18 protein-coding genes are annotated in these 20335 nt (G+C 58.6%); all 18 read left to right on the forward strand.

The window, feature by feature from the left end:
- Positions 1 to 111 precede the first annotated feature (111 nt).
- Positions 112 to 1632: a tyrosine-type recombinase/integrase gene (locus IEI95_RS01490; RefSeq protein WP_194415682.1), complete on the forward strand. Its 1521-nt coding sequence runs from the start codon at positions 112 to 114 to the stop codon at positions 1630 to 1632.
- A complete protein-coding gene (locus IEI95_RS01495; RefSeq protein ID WP_156538732.1) occupies positions 1626 to 2537 on the forward strand; it encodes a tyrosine-type recombinase/integrase in 912 nt (303 codons plus the stop codon). The genes IEI95_RS01490 and IEI95_RS01495 overlap by 7 nt, the downstream gene beginning before the upstream one ends.
- Positions 2534 to 3148 carry a tyrosine-type recombinase/integrase gene (locus IEI95_RS01500; RefSeq protein ID WP_194415684.1) on the forward strand — a complete coding sequence of 205 codons (615 nt, stop codon included), beginning with the start codon at positions 2534 to 2536 and terminating at the stop codon, positions 3146 to 3148. The genes IEI95_RS01495 and IEI95_RS01500 overlap by 4 nt, the downstream gene beginning before the upstream one ends.
- Positions 3084 to 3359, forward strand: a complete 276-nt coding sequence (locus IEI95_RS01505; RefSeq protein ID WP_194415689.1) for an aminotransferase class I/II-fold pyridoxal phosphate-dependent enzyme — start codon at positions 3084 to 3086, stop codon at positions 3357 to 3359. Before IEI95_RS01500 ends, IEI95_RS01505 begins: the two co-directional genes overlap by 65 nt.
- A 36-nt stretch (positions 3360 to 3395) precedes the next feature.
- Positions 3396 to 4196 carry a phosphocholine cytidylyltransferase family protein gene (locus IEI95_RS01510; RefSeq protein WP_172691094.1) on the forward strand — a complete coding sequence of 267 codons (801 nt, stop codon included), beginning with the start codon at positions 3396 to 3398 and terminating at the stop codon, positions 4194 to 4196.
- Positions 4197 to 4226: 30 nt separating this feature from the next.
- Entirely contained in the window at positions 4227 to 5186 is a 960-nt protein-coding gene (locus tag IEI95_RS01515) for an NAD(P)-dependent oxidoreductase (protein ID WP_172691095.1), read from the forward strand.
- Positions 5187 to 5197: 11 nt separating this feature from the next.
- Positions 5198 to 6400: a CDP-alcohol phosphatidyltransferase family protein gene (locus IEI95_RS01520; protein ID WP_172691096.1), complete on the forward strand. Its 1203-nt coding sequence runs from the start codon at positions 5198 to 5200 to the stop codon at positions 6398 to 6400.
- A gap of 64 nt (positions 6401 to 6464) precedes the next feature.
- On the forward strand, positions 6465 to 6926 hold the full coding sequence (locus IEI95_RS01525) for a ParB N-terminal domain-containing protein (RefSeq protein WP_172691097.1): 462 nt from the start codon (positions 6465 to 6467) through the stop codon (positions 6924 to 6926).
- A complete protein-coding gene (locus tag IEI95_RS01530; RefSeq protein ID WP_194415685.1) occupies positions 6923 to 7915 on the forward strand; it encodes an ornithine cyclodeaminase in 993 nt (330 codons plus the stop codon). Before IEI95_RS01525 ends, IEI95_RS01530 begins: the two co-directional genes overlap by 4 nt.
- Before the next feature lie 38 nt (positions 7916 to 7953).
- On the forward strand, positions 7954 to 9243 hold the full coding sequence (locus tag IEI95_RS01535; protein ID WP_234934144.1) for an alanine racemase: 1290 nt from the start codon (positions 7954 to 7956) through the stop codon (positions 9241 to 9243).
- A complete protein-coding gene (locus IEI95_RS01540) occupies positions 9240 to 10325 on the forward strand; it encodes a PLP-dependent cysteine synthase family protein (protein ID WP_172691100.1) in 1086 nt (361 codons plus the stop codon). The genes IEI95_RS01535 and IEI95_RS01540 overlap by 4 nt, the downstream gene beginning before the upstream one ends.
- 62 nt (positions 10326 to 10387) lie before the next feature.
- Positions 10388 to 11344, forward strand: coding sequence for a sugar phosphate isomerase/epimerase family protein (locus tag IEI95_RS01545; RefSeq protein WP_172691101.1), 957 nt, complete (start codon positions 10388 to 10390; stop codon positions 11342 to 11344).
- A gap of 128 nt (positions 11345 to 11472) precedes the next feature.
- Positions 11473 to 12315, forward strand: coding sequence for a MurR/RpiR family transcriptional regulator (locus tag IEI95_RS01550; RefSeq protein WP_173995571.1), 843 nt, complete (start codon positions 11473 to 11475; stop codon positions 12313 to 12315).
- A gap of 266 nt (positions 12316 to 12581) precedes the next feature.
- Positions 12582 to 14141, forward strand: coding sequence for an ABC transporter substrate-binding protein (locus IEI95_RS01555; protein WP_172691103.1), 1560 nt, complete (start codon positions 12582 to 12584; stop codon positions 14139 to 14141).
- A 2-nt stretch (positions 14142 to 14143) separates the two neighbouring features.
- The gene (locus IEI95_RS01560) at positions 14144 to 15106 is read left to right on the forward strand and encodes an ABC transporter permease (protein WP_194415561.1); all 963 of its coding nucleotides are present in this window, start codon (positions 14144 to 14146) and stop codon (positions 15104 to 15106) included.
- On the forward strand, positions 15103 to 15960 hold the full coding sequence (locus IEI95_RS01565) for an ABC transporter permease (RefSeq protein ID WP_174045392.1): 858 nt from the start codon (positions 15103 to 15105) through the stop codon (positions 15958 to 15960). The genes IEI95_RS01560 and IEI95_RS01565 overlap by 4 nt, the downstream gene beginning before the upstream one ends.
- Positions 15961 to 17409 carry an ABC transporter ATP-binding protein gene (locus IEI95_RS01570; protein ID WP_194415563.1) on the forward strand — a complete coding sequence of 483 codons (1449 nt, stop codon included), beginning with the start codon at positions 15961 to 15963 and terminating at the stop codon, positions 17407 to 17409.
- Between the two features lie 85 nt (positions 17410 to 17494).
- On the forward strand, positions 17495 to 20335 hold a 2841-nt coding region (locus IEI95_RS01575; RefSeq protein ID WP_194415687.1), incomplete at its 3' end, for an ABC transporter transmembrane domain-containing protein.

Below are 20335 nucleotides of genomic sequence, written 5' to 3' on the forward strand. Positions count from 1 at the left end.
GCCGAGGTCGTAATTATGCCGAGTAGGTTTTGTCTTGGGGCGCGTTTCCTACGCTTAGAAGGCTGTACGATCGGCATAATATCATCCTCCCACAACCAATGGAGGATATGCATGTCAAAAGTATCGTTGTTCGATTATGAGCCTCACGTTGCCGCAACGTCGCTGTTGCCAGACGAGCTTATTGCGGAGTTCGTGGCGCCTTACGTCATGAGTTCCAATCACCTTCACAGAAACGCCTCACGACATTTGATTTGCTGGCTTGATCTCCACAAGATCGCCCTGGCTGACGTTACCAATGCGACATTGGAACGGTTCGGAAAGCATCGATGCCGGTGCCCTGGGTTCAAAGCCACTCCCAACAACCCTCGGCAATATATGTCGGTGGCGCGGATGTTCATTCATCTGCTTGAACAGCGAGGTGTGATTCCGTCGAGGAACCGGAACGATATTTCACAGTATTTAGGCCATTATGCCGCTGCACTGGCGGCAAAAGGCTACACTCCCAAGACCGTCAGGCCTATGGTTTTCAATGCACGGCACTTTGCTTACTGGACCGGCAACAATGGCGGTTGGGATCATGTGAACCGTGATACGATTGAGTTGTTCGCTCGGCACGATTGCTCATGCCCACGTGCCAAGAGCGGCCCCCTAAAACATGGCACTGTGGCGACTCGCCGCCGTGATGCTACCACGTTCGTCGCCCATCTCGTTGGCCAAGACATTGTAGCGTCGCCACCGCAACCCTCCAAGTTAGATGACAGGCTGGCGGCTTATTGCCATTGGTTGGCCACGGCCAGGGCGCTTTCCCCCAGAGGCATCGAAGACAAATTAAGGGAGGTGAAGCGGTGGTACGCTAAGATCTGTGGCGAAGAAGTAACGTGCTCGACTGAGGTACTACGTTCGATCCTGTTCGACCAGGCACACCGCTCGACTGGATCAATCGGTCGAACGATGAGCACCTTACGATCATTTGTCCGGTTCTTGATCGCTAAAGGCGAGTGTCCACCCGATCGACTTGCCGCACTGAATGTTGGGCCAACGATTCGCGCCAAGCAAGTCCCAAAGTACATCGATCGCGAGTCGATCGAACGCATCATCGGATCATGCGATACCTCGACGCGCAGAGGCATTCGCGACCGGGCTTTGATCCTGTTGCTGGCCAGGCTCGGCTTGCGCGCCGGCGACATCGCCACATTGCAACTCGATGATATCGATTGGGGCCAGGGCACAATCCGCGTATCCGGCAAGTCCAGGCGTGCGACCCGACTCCCTCTTCCCCAGGACGCCGGGGAGGCGATCCTGGCCTATATCGAACACGTTCGCCCAACTGTCCCAGACAAGCATCTCTTCTTGCGCATGAACGCGCCACATCGGTCGTTCGCTCATTCGAGTATCGTTGGGTGGGTCGTCACGAAGGCGATCAAGCGGGCTGGTCTGACCGGTATCCCTTCCGGATCGCACGTTTTCCGTCACTCGCTTGCCACCGCGATGCTGCGCGAGGGCTCCACTCTCGAGGCGATCGGTACGGTGCTCAGGCACAGGAAGCCGGATACGACCGCGATCTATGCGAAGCTGGATTTCAACAAGTTAGGTGAGGTGGCGCAGCCCTGGATTGGAGGTACGGCATGCTGATCGAGCACTTGGAGCGTTATGTTGACTACCGCCGCAAGCTCGGCGCCAAGTTCGAGACAGGCGAACATGCCCTCACCAGATTTGCGCGCTATGCCGATAATTTCGGCGATACGCACGTCACCACCGATCGGGTCCATGAATGGTGCAATCTCGCCTGTTCGCCCGATCGCGGTAGGACCATATACAATCACCTGCGTCGCTTCTCCACTTTTCTGCAAGCGGAGGACTCCCGGCACGCTGCGCTACCTAAGGGCGCGTTCGGATCGCGGAGGAACCCGAGACCGGCGCCACATCTGCTCCAGCCTGACCAGATCGAGGCGATTTTGTCGGCTGCTCTGACCTTATCGAACCGGACGATCGCTCCCTACACGTATCACTTCCTGCTCGGCCTGCTGGCCGTCACCGGCATGCGTGTATCGGAGGCGCTCGCTCTACAACGGTCAGACCTCACCTGCGACGGACTGCTGATTCGCCGAAGCAAGGGTGGCGGAAGCCGACTATTGCCGATCCATTCAACGACGCGCGAGGCGATTACCACCTATCTCGTCACGCGCAACCGGGCCTTTTCCATAAGCGACGATCTGTTCATCTGTTGCACAGGACGGGCGCCGACCAAGCAATCCGTCGGCAGGACGTTCAACAGCTTAACCCGTCAGCTTGGCATTCGTGGCCCGGTTGGCACTCCAGGGCCGCGATTGCATGATCTTCGGCACAGCTTTGCTGTCCGTTCGCTCGAGGCGTGCGCACACGATATCAACGCAGTCCGCCGCCACATGGTCGCGCTTCGCGATTATCTTGGGCACAGCAGCATTCTTTGCACCTATTGGTATCTCGAAGCCACGCCGGTTTTAATGCGCGCCATTGCTGCGGTAAATGAGGATCGCTTCCAGGGAGGTGTCCGGTGACCCCGCTCGCTTCTCATCTTACCGTATTTCTCGTCGATCATTTGCCGCGGCATCGCAATGCCAGCCCCCACACGGTCGCGACCTACGCCCACAGCTTCACATTGCTGGCCCGGTTCGCTGCGGCGCGGCGGCGATGCCGGCCAATCGATCTCCAGATCGAAGATCTCGATCCGGATCTGATACTGGCTTTTCTGGATCATGTGGAGACCGGTCGTCAGAACAGCGCCTCTACCCGCAATGTCCGTCTTGCCGCGATAAGATCCTTCTTTCGCTATATCGAGTACAAGATTCCTTCTTGCCTTGATCAGGTGCTGCGCATTCACGCACTGCCCCAAAAGCGGACCGACATGCGGCTGGTCGATACCCTGACCATCGATGAGGTGAAGGCGCTGCTCGCCGCTCCCGACAGCCGTAGCTTTGGTGGGCTTCGCGATCGAGCGATGCTTCACATGGCCTATGCATGCGGACTGCGAGCATCGGAGCTTCTTTCCATACCAGGCCAACCTTCGCGCTCAGCTCGCCCGGTCAAGGCAGATCGGACTCAGCGTGCTTTCAGGCCTTTCCCATGTTCCCGTACCGAATGCACAGGGCGGCTTCTACTTCTATCTTGATCTGTCGGAGCTGCTGAAAGCGAAGGCGGGCAGCGTTGCCGTCACCGCAGACGACGTTGTGAATTCGCTTCTGCGTGAAGTCGGCGTCGCCGCAGTTTCAGGCACGGCTTTCGGCGATCCATCGGGCATTCGTCTCTCATACGGGATCCCAACGGAAATGCTCGAAACCGGGCTTTCCCGTCTCGTTGAGATGCTCAACGCCTGGAAATGATCCGATCCTCCTCCTCAACTTCATAAAGGGATGCAAATGACAAACTATCATCCGAAGAGAGCCGTCATCCTCGCAGCAGGCTTCGGCTCCCGGCTGCGCCCTCTGACCGATCTCCGGCCCAAGCCGCTGGTCGAGGTCAATGGAGTTCCTATCCTTCACAATGCCTTGCGGAACCTCGAAGCGGTCGGTGTCGAAGACGTCACCATCGTTGTTGGCTATCGCAAGGACGCGATTCAGTATGCCTGCGGCTCGCGGTTCGGGAGACTCGAGGTCAGCTATGTCGAGTCTGCCGTATTCGACAAGACGGGCAGTGCGTATTCGCTCTGGCTGGCACGCGAGGCACTTCTTCAAGGCGATTGCTATCTTCTGGAAGGCGATGTCTTTTTCGAGGTGAATGCTCTCCATTATCTGACGATCAACGACGTCCCAAACACGTCCGCCGTCGCACCTTTCGACGCTTCGATGGAGGGATCTGCGGTCATTCTCGGGGAAAACGACTATATAGCCGAAGTCCGCATGAAGCAGACGGCAGCAAATCTCGCCGACGGGTCTCCGCAGCTCTTCAAGACAATGAACCTGATGCGCCTGAGCTCCACAGATCTCAGAGGCAAGATCGTTCCGTTCCTCGACGATCTGATCGGTACAGGTGCCGTCAAGGCTTACACGGAGGAGCTTTTCGCAAACCTGATTGAACGGCGTGGACTGCGGATGGCCGCAGCTCGCTGCGATGACCTTCGATGGTACGAGATCGACAGCGCTGAGGATCTGCGGATCGCGGAAAGGATATTCGCCGCACCCATGCGCATGAGCACAACGGTCGAGGCTCGCAGCGCCTGACCGAGGCATTACTCTCACTGGCGGATGTGTATGATGAAAATCTTACTCCTTGGTCACTATCATCAATCCATGATTGACGAGCTTGCTGCCCGCCATGCGGTGGAACAGGTCAAAGACGGCGACTTTACAAAACATCTTCATGATATCGACATCCTCGTTTTGCGCAGTCACGTCGGGGTCACCACCGCTGACATCAACCGAGCCGGGCGGTTGAGCCTCATTATTAAAGCGGGTTCGGGCTTCGACAACATCGATGTCAATGCTGCCCGCAACCGGGGCATCGTAGTCGATTCTACCCCGGCCGCGTCGAGATCTGTCGCCGACCATGCGGTTGCTTTGCTTCTCTGCGGTTGGCGACGTTTGCCGCTGTTTTCATCTGAGCTTCGCGCCGGAAACTGGGGGATCAAATACGCGCAACTGGCTCGGGATATTGAAGGACACACGCTCGGTATACTTGGCTTCGGCCAGATAGGTCGCCTCATGGCAAAGCGCAGCGCCGCCCTCGGCTTTAATATCTCTGTCTTCGATCGTTCGCCGATGAAACGGGAAAAGCAGCTGGTGGCCGAACAGACGGGCGCATCATTTACAAACCTGGAGGAACTGCTCAGCAGATCGTCCGCATTATCGATCCATCTCCCGCTCACCAAGGAGACGCAGGGGATGATTGGAAACGTCGAGTTCGACCGCATGCCAGATGGCATAGTACTGGTCAACACAGGCCGAGCGGGCGTCGTTCAACGGCCGGCACTGTTGGCCGCCCTGCGTTCCGGCAAGATCGCCAGTGCCGGGCTTGATGTATTTCACTCCGAACCGCTGGATCCCGCGGACGAGCTTCTCAACCTTCCGAATGTGTTGTGCACGCCCCATGTGGGCGCCCAGACCAGCGAGGCGATGGAGAACGTTGGGGCCGCAGTTGTCAGGCGGATCGAGATCCACGCCACAGCTTTGCTCAGTGTCATCAAACAACAAAATTCGGTTGTTTCCGGTTAAGGCGGCTCAAAATGCAGTCCATTATCTACGCGATCGATCTCGACGACGTTTCCGATCCGCAACTAGTCGCGGACTATTTCTTCGCGCGAGCTTATGGGTCCTCTTGCTTCGAGAGGAATCTGCAGCTTCTGAGGCGAACATTCCAGGAAGTGTCCGTCTCCATTGTCGGTAAGGAGCTTTTTAGCTCGGAGACAAACGAGAAACTACTGCTGCTCGCTGAGAAGCTCAATTTCTCGTTTGTCTCCAGGCAACTCGATCAACTCCCACAGGGCGACAAGCGTTCGGCCATTGTCATTTATCAGTCGGGCCTCGCCTTGCTGACGAAATTCACGGCACTGGACACCACTGACATGGAAGCTCCCCGCAAAAGCGATAACGGATCCGAGGAATCGAGCTTGCTGCAATCGATCAAGGCGGCATGCGACCACCATGGGGCAGAGGTTTTGCTTTGCCATGTTTTTCCAAGCCATAGTGAGGAGCGAGTACCCTTCATTCTTTACCGACCGCAAGAGGCGGTGAATATCACATCGATGGGTCCAGACCTGGTAGCGGGCGTCAAGCGCCATTTGGAGATCCGTGCCTCTCAGAGATCCATGGATGGTCCGGTATCGCGCCTGATCGTGCGGCATCTTTGCCATCTCGCCTCCAAGCCACTCGCGGCGGCTGGAATACACCCCAATTACGTCACGCTCGCGGGCGCCTTATCCGCCTTCTGTGCAGTTCTGCTATTTCTGGACGGACGAGCGTTGCCGCTCGCGGTTGGCGGAGTTTGCTGGCTCATCGGAGGTATTCTTGATGAAGCCGATGGCGAGGTGGCACGGCTTCAGGGCAAAGAATCGACATTCGGTTCCTGGCTGGATCTGACGTTGGACCGCGTCCTCGATGCCGCTATGTTGCTGGCACTTGCCTGGCCACTCACGCTACATGAGCCCTACGGTGAGCAATATCTCATTATTACGCTCTGTGCTTTGGTAGCTGTTTCTGCCAGCAGCTACACCGGCTTGCTCTACGATAGCTGGATGCGGTCCAAAGATCGTCATACCTATTTCCGACTGGGGCGCGACGTCAGAATTTTGATCATCACGCTCTGTGCACTTTTCGGCTTCCGGATGCTGCCAATCGTTCTCTGCGGTGTTTTTGCGGCGACGGAAATCGGCCGCCGGTTTTGGGTATGCTGGCGAGTCGAGCGGTCGGTTCAAGGTATTTACGAATAGATCCGACGTTCGTTGGGAATCGCAACATGTGTCGCAAGATCCGCGTGGTCGAAAGGAGCCCGAAATGGCCTCTTCATACTGCCTGTTTGACCCCCATTTGCTCGTGCCTACCGAAGAGGTGGATCTTTCGAGAGTACACGATCTTGAAGCAAAGATCCTGTCTGACGGGCATTGGATCGAACCGATAACAGCCCACAGGGATGCGCACTTTGTCATGGACGGGCATCATCGGCTCACTGTCGCGAAACGGCTCAATCTTAAATTTTTGCCTGTTGTTTTCCTTGGATACGAACAGGTGCAGGTGACGTCATGGCGTGCCGGAGAGACGGTGACGCCCGAAGAGATCTTCGCTATGGCTCGCAGCGGTCACCTGTTCCCGTTCAAGACCACGCGACACGTCTTCAATCCAGCGATTCCGGCTTGCGATGTTCCCCTTGAGCACCTCGGCTACACGTTGCGGCCGGACACGCTGACTGCCCCTTCCCCAAATTCTCAGAGCACGCTTTTGAAGAGGAGCAGCAGATGACCAGATCTTATCTCCATACGCCCGCCCTGCATGTGTTGACCCGGACAGACCTCGCAGACATCGAGCTGGCGCCGTCGGAAGTCATCCCGATCGTCGAGGAAGCGTATCTGTCCTATGCAAACGGCCAGTCGGGTTGCCCGACGAAACTGATGTTGCCGCTTCCAAACGACCGGGACTCGCTGTCGTATTCGATGCTTGGCTACGATGGCGGGACCGAGATGCTCGCTTTCAAAACGTCATACCGGCAGGGGAACACGAACTATGAGAAATATTACCCCACGATAAGCCTCTATGACGACACGACGGGCATGCCATTTGCGTTCATGGACTGCCTGAAGGTTGGCGGTTACCGGACGCCGGCATCAACAGCGATCATCGCCAAATATTGTGGGAAGGTCGACGCCCGCTCGGCCCTGATGATCGGGAGCGGTCGCTCAGGCGTCAACACGCTGCCCTATCTGTTGACCGCCATGCCGCAGCTCGAAACATTGCGCCTGTTCGGCACCCATCCGGAAGGGATCGCCCTGAGCATCGCAACCTTCAAAAGATATTTCCCGGATCGCGAGGTAGAACTGGTGGGTGATGTGCCCGAAGCAGTCGCGATGTCGGACGTCGTCGTGGCGGCCTCCGGGCGCGCTGCCCACCCCAGGGTTCAGACCAGGTGGCTTGCTCCCGGTGGTTTGTTGATTTCTGTTGCCAGCAAGGGTGTCGAGGACGGCGCACTCGGGGAGGCCGATTACACAATCGCGACCAACAAAAGCCAAATGTTCGACAAGCACCGACGGCTGGCTGGTCCAGACGGCATCATGGACGTCGATGCAGAACTGCCCGACATCATCGCAGGTCGCCGATCGGGGCGGCGCAGCCAGGATGACAAGGTCTTTGCCTTCAACAGCGGCATGGTGATCACCGATATCCCGATTGCTCATGCCTTCGCGACGCGGGCTATAGCCGCGGGTCGTGGCAGGAGGATCGAATTGTGGAGTTAGCGGTCCCTTCCTTGCAAGCTTTGGAACGAGAATGGGCGGTGACGATCAGAAATGATATCGATCTGCTGCAGCAAATCGCCCATGTCGTCCAAGGCCCTTTTCATCTCATTCATCCCCAAAGCTTCGCTGAGAACCTTTCGGCTTTTCAGGCGGTGCTGAAACGGCACGAAGTCCGGGGCCGTGTCTATTTTGGCAAAAAGGCAAACAAGGCCGGAGCCTGGCTGCGCGAGATCGCAACACTTCATGGCTCGATCGATGTCGCCAGCGAACCAGAATTCGTTCATGCCCTCGCAAATGGAATAACGGGGGAGCGCATCGGCGTTACAGGCGCTGCAAAGAGCGATGAACTCTTGTGGCTGGCGAGCCGGCATAACGCCATTGTCGCCATCGATGCGCTCGACGAGCTTGGGCGGGCGATCGCGATAGCAGCACGATCCACTACGCCCCTGCGGATTCTGTTGCGGGTTCTCCCGCCTTCAGCCCAGGACAGTCGCTTTGGACTGAACGAAAGAGATCTCGGCATTGCGCTCACAAAGTGCGCGCAAGCAGAGCAGCACATCGAGATGCAGGGATTTTCCTTTCATCTCGATGGTTATGCCGTCGAGCCCCGAGCGGAGTTGGCTCTTGCCTTGGTACAAACATGCCTCGACGCGAGGGCAATGGGCCTGACGGCTTCGGCGATTTCAATCGGTGGCGGGTTCGCCTGCAGTTTTGTTTCCGAGGAAGACTGGCTGGCGTTCAAGGAAGGTTGCAGGCCCGAACTCTTCCACGCCGCAAAGACATTCTCTCAATTCTACCCTTTTTTCCAGTCGCCTACCGGTGCGGGCATGCTCGATGCGATCCTTAGCAGCTCGTGCGCAGCCGGAAATTTGGCTGCCGAGCTTCGCAACCATCAGATCGAGCTTTTTCTCGAACCCGGCCGAGCACTGCTGGACGGCGCAGGTATGTCCGCGTTTCCGGTCCAGGGATTCAAGCAAAAACGCGACTACGGCCTCGTCACTGTTGCTGGCCTCAGCATGAGCATGTCGGCTCAATGGGTCAACAGCGAGTTTCTGCCGACGCCAATGCTTGTCCAGATGGGGCCGGAGCGCCCACAGGAACCGACCCGGGCCGCGATCGGCGGATCAAGCTGTATGGAGTACGACGTCTTGACGTGGCGCAAAGTCGCGTTCGAGGCGCCGCCACGCTACGGCGATCTCATCCTTTATCCGAATACCGCTGGCTACCAGATGGACAAGAACGAAAGCTCTTTTCATCAGCTTCCCCTTCCGCCCAAGATCGTCGTCTCACGGCAAGACAATCAATTCGTTTGGAGGATTGACCAATGACGCTTCAAGACCGACACGTGGGGAGCAACATCGCCACAGCCGGATCGCAGCTGATCGGCGATACCCCTTTGTTCGAACTTGCGCGCGTCGGTTCGGGCAGTCGCCTTCTTCTGAAGATGGAGCAACTCAATCCAACCGGATCCTGCAAGGTGCGGATGGCCCGCGAGATGATTTTGGCCGCCGAGCGGGAAGGACGCCTGAAACCCGGTGGGCTGATCGTGGAGTCGAGCTCAGGCAATACCGGAACCGGCCTTGCGTTTATTGCGATCGAGCGTGGTTACAAATTCATCGCCGTGGTCGACAACAACGCCTCGCGCGCAAAACTGAGCGCCATGAAGGCCTTGGGCGCCGAATTGCGGTTCGTGGGCGGCCAAACGAGCGACAAGGCGAGTACAATTGAACGCATGCGGATCGCAAACGAGATCGCCGAGACGGAAGGAGCTTTCTGGCCGGACCAACACCATAACCCAAATAACAATCTGGGTTATGTCGGACTGGCAGAAGAACTGGTTCGCGATCTGGGCATTGACATCGGATATCTGGTCGGGGCCGTCGGAACTGGCGGTACGCTTTGCGGGACGGTGAGTGAACTAAGACGGCTGGGCTCAAAGGTCGTCAGCATCGGTGTCGAACCCGCGGGCTCGATAATATTCGGGGGTCCCGCGCGCCAGCATTGGCAGACCGGAGCAGGTGCTCCGGAAGGTTTCTGCGTGGGCCCGAATGTCGATCATTCCCTGATCGATGAGGAGCTTACCGTTCGCGATATCGACGCCTTTGCAACAGCGCGGATTGTTGCGCGGAAAACAGGATTTCTGGTCGGCGGGACAGCAGGAATGGCCATCCATGTCGCCATGAAGCGATTGCTCCTTCTGGAGCGCCGGAGCACCATCGTCGTTCTCGTATGTGATGCCGGGGAGAAGTATCTCGACACGGTTTACAACGATGACTGGTTGCAAGAACGGCAATTGCTCAGCGAACCCGCCCATCAACGGATCAACCGTATGTTTGAAGCCTATCGCGAATCTATCCGGATGGCCACGCAAGCTTCCGGACCAGCAGAGCAATCAAGGCTGGTCGGGTGATCATTGAGTGGTGTGCAGTTCGACGCCTGCATGCTTCAACGACTTCGCAAGGAGCGAAAACGATGGATACCTGCATTACAGTCTGGCAATGGCCACAGGAAGAACGCTGGTACGACGAAGGGGTCAGGCAGTCCTTGCGGCTGATCTCTGACGCGGGCTTTACCCATATCAACTGGAACCCTGACTCCGGAAATTCCTACATGCTCAGCGACGCCGAGATTGCCTTCACCGCTGAGATGGTCCACGCATCCGGACTTAAGGTGAAATCTCTTCACGGCAGCAACGGACGCAATCCGATCAGCGAAGTGCGATGGCGGAAAGACCGGCGTATAGGTATGGAAACCCGCAGAGACATTCTGTCCCCTCACGAGTGGCAGCGGAAAAGCGGTGTGGAGCTGGTCAGGAACCGGATCGACCTGGCCTGCGCATTCGGAGCGCCCGATATCGTCATGCACATCGATATCACGGATGAGGTGTTCCGCTCCAGAGTGGCAGAAGAAGCCTTTTTTGCCCCCTTATGGAGGTCGCTTGAGGAGCTTCAGCCATATTGCCTGCAAAAGAAGGTCAAGATTGCGGTCGAAACTCTGTTTTGCGCATCGGCTTCGAGCTTCCTGCAGCTTTACGAGCGGCTTTTTGCGCGCTTTCCGGCTGAGTTCATTGGCCTCTGCCTCGATACAGGTCATTGGGAAATGATTGCGCCCGGATCATGCTCCGTTGTGGAACAGTACGGAGATCGCCTTATCACCACGCATATCAACGACAATTTTGGCGCAACCGATGATCATCTGCTGCCCTTTGATGGGCGCATCGACTGGGAAGCCGTTACACGCGCAATCGCGGCAACAAAATACGAAGCACCGCTCAATCTGGAAACCCACATAGACCGATATGGCATGGCCGAGGGGGCATTTTATCAGCGGGCGCACAAAGTTGCCGTTCGGCTTGAAGAACAGATTTCGGCCTATCGAGGCATGCCACGCAATGATCGACAAGCTGGGCGAGTCCGCGGCGTCTTGTAACGCCGTCTCCCGCGCAAATGGTATTGCTAGGGAGGCGGATCCTTGCTGCTGCTGGAATTCGTTCCCCTTTCGAGTTAGTTATGCGCCGAGCCTTCGGGCGAAATCCAGAACAGATAATGGAATGGCATATGCTTGAAGTGCAGCAGAGACAAAATCTGAGTGCCGCAGCTACTCGGCTCCTGGACTATATCGAGCGACACCCGAACGCCGTGCTTGTCAGTTCCGCACTCGAGCTTGCTGCGAAAATCGACGCTTCCGATGCAACCGTTATACGGTCGATCCAGACGCTTGGCTTTGATGGACTACCTCACCTCAAAACCGTGATCGCGGAGAAACTCGATGAGGGTGCCCGTACACCGGTGGAAAAGGTGGGCGTGACCGTGAGTGAGCTGACACAGGATGGGGGCCGGCCTCCGCTCCAGATGGTGGTCGAGGCCTATGCCAGGACACTGGAGAGACTGTCGCGACCGGCATTGCCAGAGCAGTTTCAGTCCGCGGCGCTGCTCCTCAACGATGCCAGCCGGATCGGCCTTCATGGCGGCGGGCCGCTTGTCCGTCTGGCGCAGCAGACCTCAACGCATCTTGGCCGGATAGGCCGCGCGAATTTCGTGATGGAGGGTACCGGCCACGCCTTCGCCGACGCACTGCTCGGCCTGCAGCCGGGCGATGCTGTAATCCTCCTTGCCTACGGCAAAGTTCACAAGGAAAGCCTTCTCATCAAGGAGGAGCTTCAACGTATCGGTGGAATGCTCGTCGTCATTACCGACAACCCGACTGGTCGCCTCGCGGTCGGTGCTCAGTCCGTTCTGGAAGTACCACGAACCGAGGTCGGCAATATGACGTTCTATGGAACGATCCTGCTCGCCCTTGAGACCCTTGTCCTGTCTCTTACCCAGCTTGGCCCGGACCAGGCCATGGAGACGGCGCGCCGACTTCGCGATTTCCGCAGTGAACTGGATCGCAGAACCTGAAAGCCAGACGCTGCGTCGTCAACACTACGCCAATGATGATCAGGGAAGACCAACAATGACGCCAACGGCCGAAAAGCCGACTGGCCCAAGGAGATCAGCCGATATTTAAACTTGATCGTTATTATCATGAATGGTAACAGCTACTACGCTGTGTAGTGGCTGGGTTCCGGAACACGACGCCATTCCACGGGCAGCGACGCGCCGGACAGGCTGGGGCTTCGTCCGGGCATGGTCGTCATGTCGAGTTTAACCCGAGGAGCCTATTCATGATTTCCCGAAGAGCGGTGCTTGCCGCGTCCGTGGCGCTCGGCGCCGTAACGACCGTGTTCGGCCGCAGCGCGTGGGCAAAGGAAGAACGTATCCTCCAGATCACCTCTCCTCGCGAGATCACCAGCCTCGAATTGGCTGACACCAGCTATCATTTCCGCCGGCTTCGGGTCGCCGAAACCCTGGTGACGATCGATCCAGATGGCAAGCTCGCCCCGGAACTCGCGAAAAGCTGGTCTGTGAGCGACGACGGTCTGAACTGGGCTTTTGTTATCCGAGAAGGCGTCCGCTTCCACGACGGTAGCGTGTTGACACCCGAACTGGTTCGGGATGCCATCGAAACCATGCGCAAATCGCGCAACAATACCGAGATGGTGCCGCAGCTGCCAATTTCGTCGGTCAGCATCGATGGTCAGACAGTGGTTGTTACTCTGAAGCAGCCGTTCAGCCTCGTGGCGGACTTTTTCACCGACGGCCCCGCCGTCATTCTGGCAAAGTCCTCCTTTGCTCCTGACGGAACCGTCAAACAAATCATAGGCACGGGTCCTTACAAGATCACCCGGATCGAGGGCAAAACCTCGGTGGATCTCGAAGCTTTCTCCGAATATTGGGGAACCCCGGCAAACATCTCCAAAGTTCATTTCACCGGCGCGACGTCGCCCGACACGATTGCCAACATGGCAGAAGCGGGTCAGGTCGATCTGGTTCTCGGTCTGCCGCAGGCCTTGCGCGACCGGGTCGAGGGCAGCGGCAAGGTAAAGGTCAAGCAGGTCCAGACTGCGCGGATCAACGGCGTCTTCGTTAATGCGGGAGACGTGCGCTTCGATGACCCTGTTGAGCGTCGGGCAATCTCGCTGGCCGTCGACAGGCAGGGGATTGCCAAGGCACTGTTCGGCAATCCAAAGGCCGCCGCCAACCAGCTCTTCTCTGCTGCCTTTCCCGACTGGTACGATTCCGATCTGCCGCAGATCGAACGCGACGTCAAAGAGGCCGAGCGGCTCTTGGCTGGGGCTGGCTGGACCAAGGGGTCGGACGGCGTCCTCACCCGCGATGGAACGCGCTTCTCGTTTGCGATGATTGTTGGCAAGCAGCCGGAAGTCAAATCTTTGGCGGAAGCGATCCAGGCGCAGCTCGCCGACGTCGGCATCGAGGTCAAGCTCGAAAACGGCAACCAGGGACAAGTTCTGGAGGCCGTCGCCAAGGGCAGCTTCCTCTTCGGCCTCACGCGACGAAACTATGGTGCCGTGCCTGATCCCGTCGCCACCCTGGTGCTCGATTATGCCGAAAGCAATGCGGCGAACGCTGTATGGAGCGGTGTGAACTACCGCAATCCGGACATGGAACAAGCCCTCAGCGAGTATCTTGCCGCTCGCAGCGAGGACCAGCGCGCAGCGGCTCGAAAGAAGATCCGTGCGCTCGTCAATGCCGATCTGCCGGTCATTCCGGTGGTCTGGTACGACTACAATGTCTCGATTTCCGACCGGATCGCTTTCGACAGCGTGCCAATCGATGCCCTCGAGGTCGGCTTCTGGATCGACCGCGTCAAATGGGTTAGCTGAGCATGTCGGCCATGCGCGGCATTGCCGGAGCGGTTATCGGTCATCTGTTGGCTGCGGCGGGCGTTGCGTTTGCAGTTGCCAGCCTCGCTTTTGTCGCAGTGCAGATGGCCCCGGGCGATATTGCGTTTCGGGTTGCGGAAGCTCGTTACGGCGAGCGGATTTCCCTGCAGACCGTGGATCAGGCGCGCCAGATGACGGGGCTGGATCAGCCTGTCATTCTGCAATATGGCCGGTGGGTCGGGTCCGTATTCACCGGCCAGCTAGGACGCTCCATGATCAGTGGCCGCGAGGTCACGCCGGAAGTGTGGCAGAGTTTTCGCACGACGATGAGCATTGCGATCATCGGGGTCGGTTTCGCTCTCGCCCTAAGCCTGGCAACAGGTTTTGCAGCCGGGATGCGGCGAGACAGCATTGTCGATCGGGGGTTTCTCGCCGTTTCCGCGGTGCTGTCATCAGTGCCGTCGTTCTTGCTCGGCATCATTCTGATAACGATATTTGCGATCGGCCTGCGCTGGCTGCCGGCGGCCGGCAATAACCTGCCCGGTTACGTGATCCTTCCCTCCTGCACGCTTGCGCTTGCGCTCCTTCCAGAGCTTTCGCGCGTGGTGCGTAACGCCGTGGTCGCAACGATGCAGGACTTCTATCCGACCTACGGGCGGATCAAGGGCCAGAGCTGGTTGCGGATCATCTTTACCCATGCACTGCGGCCGACCCTCGTACCGGTCATTGCCTATTTTGGGCCGCTGGTTGCTCATACGATCGGTGGTCTGGTCGTCATCGACGTGTTGTTCAACCTCGACGGTCTCGGAACTCGGCTGATCGATAGCGTTCTGGCGGCCGACATACCGATGGCGATGGGTGCAGGGTTGCTGATTGGCGTCTCCGTGGTCGCGATCAACGGCCTCAGCGACATCACGGTCAGGCTGCTCGACCCGCGGCTGTTTGTGGCGGGCCAACAGCCATGACGTTTTCATCGCTCGATCGGGTTGCCATCAAGCCCCGGCGCATGCCGCCACTGTCGATCGTGCTTTTTGGATTCATGCCTTTGGCTGCAATGCTGCTGGTGGGGTTGTTCGGGCCTCTCCTGTTGACCGTCGATCCCAATCGACAGGATCTCGGTGCCGCTTATGCTTCTCCGTCCACCGACTATCTTCTGGGCGCCGACAATCTTGGACGATCCATCGCAGCCCGGCTGGTTGCAGGAACACGCATATCGCTCGGAATTGCCTTTGCCGGAGTGGTCGCTTCACTGGCCACCGGTCTGGTGCTCGGATTTCTGGCCGCGTTTCGGACGGGCTGGATGAGGCAGGTCATCATGCGCCTGTCCGACGTGATCATCGCCTGCCCCAGCCTATTGTTCGTCATTCTGGTTTCCGGCCTGTTGGGCGGCGGGATCGGTCCGATTCTCTTTGGCCTCTGGATGTCGCAATGGCCAGGCTTCGCCCGCCTCACCGCAGCCATTACCGCGCGTGAACTGGCCACCGATCATGTCGAGGCCTCCCGTCTGCTCGGGTTCGGTTCGGTCTACATATTCCGCACACACGTCCTGCCGGCAATTGTCCCCTATCTTTCCTCCCTCGGCGTTTTGACTGTTGGCGCCAACGTCCTGACGATTTCGTCGGTCGGCTTCCTCGGTCTTGGCCTTCGTCCCCCGGATGCCGAATGGGGCGGTATGATCGCCGGAACCATGACCTTCTTCCGCACCTATCCTCACATGGTGCTGGCTCCGGCCGGTGCCATTCTGATCTGCACACTCTCGGCAACGCTGATCGGCGAATATTACAGCGCCCGTCGCCAGGGGATCGAGGAGGTTGTCTAGGTGAGCACCCTTGCTGTCGAACGGCTGACGATCGCAACGCCTGATCGTGTCATCGTGGAAAACATTTCGCTCAGCGTGGCTGCCGGCGAAATCCTGGCCGTCCTCGGCGAAACAGGCAGCGGCAAAAGCCTGATCGGCAGCGCCATCATGGGTCTCATTCCGGGCGGCGTTTCGGTCTCTGGCCGCATCATCGTCAACGGGCGCATCTATGACGCCGCCGACCGCACAGCACTTAGGTCTCTATGGGCGAAAGACCTCTTCCTGCTTCCCCAGGAGCCGCTCAACGCGCTTGCGCCCCTGCTGAGCGCAAAGTCTCAGGTCGGCGAGCAAATTCAGTCGCCACGACGATCACATGAAGCCGGCGCAGCACTCTCGGCCATGCAACTGGATGCTGAACACCATGACAAGCGTCCATTCGAACTGTCCGGAGGCATGGCGCAGCGTGTGATGGCAGCGATCGCTTCCGTGACCAGTGCCGGCATCGTCCTCGTAGACGAACCGACCAAGGGTCTCGATGCGGACCGGCGCGATGTTGTGGCCCAGGTATTCAGCGCGTTGCGAAAGAGCGGTCGCGCGATCCTCCTCATCACTCACGATATCGCGCTTGTCCGGTCACTGGCCGATCAGATCGCCTTTCTCGACGAACGCTCGATCATAGAGTCCGGACTTGCGAAAGAAATCCTGAGGGATCCCCGCACGGATTATGCGCGTCGGTACATCGCAAGCGATCCCGCAACGTGGGAACCCCGCCCCTATGCGCGGTCAACGACTGCGAAAGTCATCGAGGCCGATCACCTGCGCATCGGTATCGGCAGCAGAATTCTGGCGGACGATCTAAATTTTCATTGCCATGCCGGGCATATTTCGGCCCTCCTGGGCAAGAGTGGTATCGGAAAGACGACCCTGGGCAGAACGCTGCTCGGACAGGCCTCCCCCCTTGGGGGGATCATCCGGCGGCCGACAGCGGCACGTGGCGGCTCCCTTCAAAAGCTCCATCAGGATCCGACGCGGGTGTTCTCGCCGTGGCAGTCGCTCGGGCGTAGCCTCGAAGATTTGCGTCGCCTGCCAGACGGCGACCGCGGCTTCGGCGAAGTCCCCGGATTGATGCAGCGCTTTGGCCTGCGTCACGACTTGCTTCATCGCCGCCCGCATCAAATCAGCGGTGGTGAAGCGCAACGCCTGGCACTTGTCCGCATTCTAGCGATGAGGCCGACGATGCTGATTGCCGACGAGCCGACGTCGCGCCTCGATCCTCCGGTGCAGGAGCAGGTTATTCGTCATCTGCGCAAAGTCGCCGACGAGGACGAGTTGGCGATCCTGCTCATCACCCATGATCGGGACCTGAGCACAGCGATAGCGGACCGCCGCATGCTGATGGTGGCGGATGATAAGGCCCCCGCGTCGTTGATCGACGTCACGAGATCGAAACCGAGCAGTCTTCCTACTTGACGTAATGGACATTACCTTCCCCGTAGTGTAATTTAAATAACGTAGTCAACGCTACGCTTCGTGAACGCCTCGGTAGGACATAAACATGCATTTTGACGCCCAACTCTGGGCGGCGACGAAGGGCTTCCGGGCCCGAATCGCCGCAGCCATCGCCCTCGGATTTGTTTCGCTGGCACTCGGCATCGCAAGGTTCATTATCCTCGGCTGGCTGATCGCGCGTCTGTTCGAAGGCGCGCCCTTGGCCGATCAGTTGGTTGCCATTGCCATACTCGTGGCGGTCATCCTGTCACGCATGGGTCTTGAATACTGGCGCGCGATGGTGGCGCATCGCACGGCAGCACTCATTCAGGACCGGGTCCGGCTCAGCCTCTTCGATCAGATCGTGCGGCTGGGACCGGCATGGCTCGCCGAGCGCCGGACGGGCAGTATAGCCCTTTCGACAATTGATGGTGTCGAACAACTCCAGGCGTTTTTCGGCCAGTTTATCCCACAGGTCGCCATCGCCTTTCTGGCGCCCGTGCTGCTGTTTGCGGTCCTGTCGTTCTGGGACGTCCCCGTCGCAGCCGTGATCTCGGTGGCCGCCATTCTCGCCTTGATCTTTCCGGTGGTCCTCAAGCGTATTGGCGAACAGTCGACGCTACGCCGCGTGCGCTCCTTCAAAGCCTTCGGTGCGGATTTTCTCGATGCCGTGCAAGGCTTGCCAACCCTCAAGGCGTTCGGCCAAAGCGCCGCGTTCGGCGAGCGGCTTGCCCTGAAAGCAAACCAGTTGGCCGACAGCACGATGTTTGTCCTGCAAGCTGCCCTTATGAGCCGGGCATTCACGGACCTCGCCATCGCCGGCGGTGCGGCTGCCGCCATTGCGCTTGGCGCGTGGCGCGTCAGCCACGGGGACATGAGTATCGAAGCCTTGCTTATCGTGTTGATGGCTGGGACAGAGGTGTTCCGGCCCTTACGCGATCTGCGCTCCCTACTCCATCGGGGCATGATGGCCAACGCAGCCGCCGTGGGGATCAAGGCGTTGCTGCAGGCGACACCACCGCGCCCACCACGCGAAACCTCTGCCACTCCGGATATCGAGCCGTCAATATCCTTTGATAATGTCCAGTTCAGCTATTCGGTCGAACGCGGCGCAGCCCTGAAGGGCGTCTCTTTCGACGTCAGGGCAGGCGAGCGCATCGGCATTGTCGGCTACAGCGGTTCGGGAAAATCGACCATCGTCAAGCTTCTGCTGCGTTTCTACGACGCTGACACCGGTACGATCCGCATTGGTGGGCACGATGTCACAACGCTGGCTGCCGATCACATCCGCGATCAGATCGCCGTGGTCCAACAGGATACCTATCTTTTTTACGGATCGGTCGAAGACAACATCCGTATCGCCCGTCCCGACGCGACACCGCAACAGGTGGAGGCCGCTGCGCATGCAGCCAACGCCCATCAGTTTATTGCTTCGCTTCCGCAGGGCTATCGCACAATCATCGGGGAACGTGGCTTGCGACTGTCGGGCGGTCAACGACAGCGTATAGCGATTGCCCGCGCAGTCTTGAGAGATGCTCCCATTCTCATCCTCGACGAAGCACTCTCGTCGGTCGACGCTGAAAACGAAAGCATTATCCAGACCGCACTTGATGATCTCTCCAGGGAGCGGACGACTGTCGTGCTCGCGCATCGCCTGTCGAGCGTGATCGATGCTGACCGTATCCTCGTGGTTTCCGATGGCCTGATCGCCGATAGCGGCACCCATGCCGAACTGATCGCCCGCGACGGCCCGTACCGGAAACTCATGGCCGAACAGATCGAACTCAATGAAAGTGACGCCTTGCTGGACTTCGGCACGGCCGTCGCACCCGAGAAAGAACGCCCGGCCACTATCGCGACGACATCCTCGGCAAAACCTCAACTGACCGAAGGGGAGAGGATAGCAGCGGGCCTGACCTCATTCCAGACCTTGGGAACGCTGTTCAAACTGATCGGGCCCTGGCGCAAGCAATTGATCCTCACCGTCACCTCCGGCGTGGGACGTGTCTATGCCTTGATCGGCGTCAGCACGCTCAGCGCTTTGACAGTGGCGGCAATCAAGACGGGCACCCCATTCGGCTCGTATGTCGCCTGGATGGTGGCGCTGGTGCCTCTGGCAGCGTTCCTGCAATGGAATGAATCGTGGCGCTCCCACGACATGGCCTACAGACTGCTCGCCCAGATGCGTGTCGATCTCTACTACGCCCTGGAAAAGCTCGCGCCGGCCTATCTTCTGAAGCGGCGGTCAGGCGACCTAGTCTCCCTCGGAACGCAAGACGTCGAGACGGTCGAGTATTTCTTCGCTCACGTCGTGGCGCCGGCGATGGTGGCGCTCCTGATACCACTGACAGTTCTGATCGCTCTCACCTTCATCGCCTGGCCAACGGCGGTCGTGTTGTTGCCATTCCTGGTTTATGCCGCCCTCGCGCCAGTGTTTGAGCGACGCAAGGTTGATGCCCTCGGCGGCCAGGCTCGCGCCGAACTGGGTGGCCTCAATGCCTTTGTCGTGGACACAGTGCAAGGCATGGGCGAACTCATCGCCTTTCGCGCGGTTGCTGCGCGCCGGAAGGTCTTTCACGATCAGACGGCGGAGTATCAGCGCACGAGAGTGGCGCTCAATGCGGACCTGTCGTTCCAGACGGCCAGGCAGGAGGTGGTATCCGCCCTCGGATCTGCGGCAGTGCTGGTCACTGCGGCCTTCATGATCCATAGCCATGCGTTCGAGCCGACGCTTCTCCCGCTGGTCGCCTTGCTATCGTCCGCAGCCTTCCTGCCCGTGTCGGAACTGGCGCAGGCGGCACGACAGCTGGCAGACTCGATCGCGTCCACGCGGCGCGTTCATGCCGTCCATGTCGAGCCCATTCCGGTTGTCGACGGTCCAATGCTCCTGCCCGAAACAGCCGGTGGA

The sequence above is a fragment of the Agrobacterium vitis genome (genome assembly GCF_014926405.1).
Lineage (GTDB): Bacteria > Pseudomonadota > Alphaproteobacteria > Rhizobiales > Rhizobiaceae > Allorhizobium > Allorhizobium vitis_H.

What these genes read in the sequence shown, in the direction of transcription:
- IEI95_RS01490 (WP_194415682.1), top strand. Translation starts at nt 112, where the DNA reads ATGTCAAAAGTATCGTTGTTCGATTATGAGCCTCACGTTGCCGCAACG.
- IEI95_RS01495 (WP_156538732.1), top strand. Translation starts at nt 1,626, where the DNA reads ATGCTGATCGAGCACTTGGAGCGTTATGTTGACTACCGCCGCAAGCTC.
- IEI95_RS01510 (WP_172691094.1), top strand. Translation starts at nt 3,396, where the DNA reads ATGACAAACTATCATCCGAAGAGAGCCGTCATCCTCGCAGCAGGCTTC.
- IEI95_RS01515 (WP_172691095.1), top strand. Translation starts at nt 4,227, where the DNA reads ATGATGAAAATCTTACTCCTTGGTCACTATCATCAATCCATGATTGAC.
- IEI95_RS01520 (WP_172691096.1), top strand. Translation starts at nt 5,198, where the DNA reads ATGCAGTCCATTATCTACGCGATCGATCTCGACGACGTTTCCGATCCG.
- IEI95_RS01525 (WP_172691097.1), top strand. Translation starts at nt 6,465, where the DNA reads ATGGCCTCTTCATACTGCCTGTTTGACCCCCATTTGCTCGTGCCTACC.
- IEI95_RS01530 (WP_194415685.1), top strand. Translation starts at nt 6,923, where the DNA reads ATGACCAGATCTTATCTCCATACGCCCGCCCTGCATGTGTTGACCCGG.
- IEI95_RS01540 (WP_172691100.1), top strand. Translation starts at nt 9,240, where the DNA reads ATGACGCTTCAAGACCGACACGTGGGGAGCAACATCGCCACAGCCGGA.
- IEI95_RS01545 (WP_172691101.1), top strand. Translation starts at nt 10,388, where the DNA reads ATGGATACCTGCATTACAGTCTGGCAATGGCCACAGGAAGAACGCTGG.
- IEI95_RS01550 (WP_173995571.1), top strand. Translation starts at nt 11,473, where the DNA reads ATGCTTGAAGTGCAGCAGAGACAAAATCTGAGTGCCGCAGCTACTCGG.
- IEI95_RS01555 (WP_172691103.1), top strand. Translation starts at nt 12,582, where the DNA reads ATGATTTCCCGAAGAGCGGTGCTTGCCGCGTCCGTGGCGCTCGGCGCC.
- IEI95_RS01560 (WP_194415561.1), top strand. Translation starts at nt 14,144, where the DNA reads ATGTCGGCCATGCGCGGCATTGCCGGAGCGGTTATCGGTCATCTGTTG.
- IEI95_RS01565 (WP_174045392.1), top strand. Translation starts at nt 15,103, where the DNA reads ATGACGTTTTCATCGCTCGATCGGGTTGCCATCAAGCCCCGGCGCATG.